We start from the raw sequence: 2,520 nt of genomic DNA on the forward strand, positions 1-2,520 counted from the left end.
CATCTGGCCTGGGCCTGGGGTTTTGAGAGGTTCCCGGTTGATAACCCAATGTATAAACTCATTATGTATTTAAACAAGTACGAACCAGAAATTCTGGATGATGAGAGCATTCATTTTCTCTTTAAAAATTTAAAAACGCACTTTAAAAAACTATTTTATACAGTTACCTATATTAGTAAAATTCAAAAAGATAGTGATTTTATTAAAAATTACGATCAAACTTCGGTAGTTAGCATAAGTTCCGTTGAATATTGCTATTATAAAATTAGCACAATTTTTGATATTGCGTATCAAATAGCAGACAAGCTAATTTTTCCTGGAAAGAAAGAAGGCAATAGGTACGAATTTTTGGAAAGACAATTTGAGGTTTATTCAAATAAACTCATTGCCTTGCAGTTGGATTGGTATAAAATTCTTAATAAAATTAGGAATAGAATAGTTCACGGCGGGATTACAGTTAATCCTTTCTATGTGAATAATGAAAATGTGAAAAATAGAATATGTTTTCAGGCCTACAATTCCAACTTAGATGATTTGATTAATCCTCATCATATGTACTCTAACCAGTACAACAATAATATTAACTTTGCTGACAATTATTTTGTCTTTCATACACATCTTTTATACTCTTACCTCACCGATTTTTTTGAATTTGTTCTGGCAGAATTTAGTAAAGATAAAATTCATGATGTAAAAAACTTAAGCCTTGGTGACATGCCTTATGAGTTTTTTGAAAGAGATCAGAAAACGTGGTTGCTTTCGGAGGTGGATACATTTGCTGAAATTACCAAGAAAATGATAGCTCTACAGTTAGCTGATGGGGATTTACATCACATTAATCAGGTGAAATCAGAAGATATTGAAAATTTTTTCCATAACTTCCCATTCACTATGATGACTAGAATTAGTCAAGGTGACTGGGTCTTGGCAGAGAATGAAAGCTAACAAGGAAAATTGACACGGACGCTTCGCTGTCGCGCAGCGCCGGTTATTTGCGTCGTTAGCAACTGTCTGCTTCGGGTCGATATGTGATGGTCAAATAAGACTATCTGGAGCTACTACTTCGCAATTGCTTGCCGAAGAGTCATGCCTTTTAAGGATCTTCATGTTGTAAGTCATTTACAGGATCAGCAAAAGAGCCTTTACCTGTATCGTATCCCTTGCCTATAGCGCTTGGATCATTTTTATCGCAACATTCCCACAGTGCAGTGCATTTCTCAACCTCAATCAGATGAGTCTCAGTCATTTGCAAGTGCGGGACCGGAGTCTGACGGTTTGATGCGATCTAACTCAAACTGAGGCTTGAGGCATTGGAGTGTGATTTCGCTAAGTTTTTCGAGCAGCTCAACTAGAGCTTGACACGGGAATACACGGCACTCCAGATCAGTCGATGATAAATTTTTATACCTTGATGATCTGTGCGAGGTCCTCAGAGACTAAAAATCGCCCGCATATAACCATGCATAGAGAATGGTTAATAGAATTATTTTGCTTCAAGCAGACGCACGAAACTTGCCTGCGGATGCAAAAATTGCATCTTTGAGGGATTTTTGCACGGCCCCATTAAAAACGTATTATTTGTTTTTATTAAAAAATGAAGATTTCAATTTCATAAATCCTTGCCCCTTATTGAATCCAAATTAATAATTGTTAAAAAGACATTTTTCTGGTTGAAAAACAGCTCTCTAGATTCGCTTAGAAATTTTCATGACATTGAAAAATATCATGTTTTCTTCAAAAAATCACCGCTACAGAAGTTTAAATATTAGGACTTGATGACTTCGGAAGATTTCATTAAACAAACTCAGACTAAGTGGCTTTGTGACGTATAGTCCGTGACATTCGTTTATCTGCGGCGGATTAATAATTATCTGAATGCAGGCTTATTAAATAATTTAGAGCCTTTATTGGGCGCTCAAACTCAGTACGAAGATCACGATTCATCATGGCAAAAATCTGCGAGCAGAACTCAACAGAACGGCTCAAGGACCAGCTTTGGTCTGAATTCGGGCCATTAATGGACTCAGAGGCGCTTTGCAAAGTGCTGCACTACCGCTCGACCAATGCGCTGAGTGCCGCGCACAGCAGAGGGCGATTACCGTTGAACTTGTTTAATTTGCAAGGGCGGCGCGGCCTTTTTGCTTGGACTCAAGAAGTTGCTCAGTGGCTGGAAACTTCGGCAGAACAACAAATCGGGAGCACCTCACATCCAGAGTGATAGCTGGGGCTGTGATGCTTTGTCATCTTTGACCTCACCCACATCAAATATCAAGAAGGAGCGCACCCTATGAGCTAGCCCCCACCTGCACCGCTCATCCAGAAACGCAAAAGCCCAAGGCGCTAACCTTGGGCTTGCGTCCGGCAGATACCGGATCCAATTTCGACTGGAACCCGTAGTGTCTACTGGAAACACCAATTCGTCAAGGTATTGGTGCTGGATGAACTCGCCCTTCTAGGGCATCTTGTTTAATTCACATGAAATGAGATGAATCGCACCGGTATCCGTGGAGGCTGAATCTC

The 2,520-nt window shown here is 39.6% G+C and carries 1 protein-coding gene; it reads left to right on the forward strand.

Annotated elements, in window-relative coordinates; translation table 11 throughout:
• On the forward strand, window positions 1-945 hold a 945-nt coding region (locus E9531_RS17320), incomplete at its 5' end, for a hypothetical protein (RefSeq protein WP_211343488.1).
• Window positions 946-2,520 lie beyond the last annotated feature (1,575 nt).

This window comes from Lampropedia puyangensis (assembly GCF_004833285.1).
GTDB classification, from domain to species: Bacteria; Pseudomonadota; Gammaproteobacteria; order Burkholderiales; family Burkholderiaceae_C; genus Lampropedia; species Lampropedia puyangensis.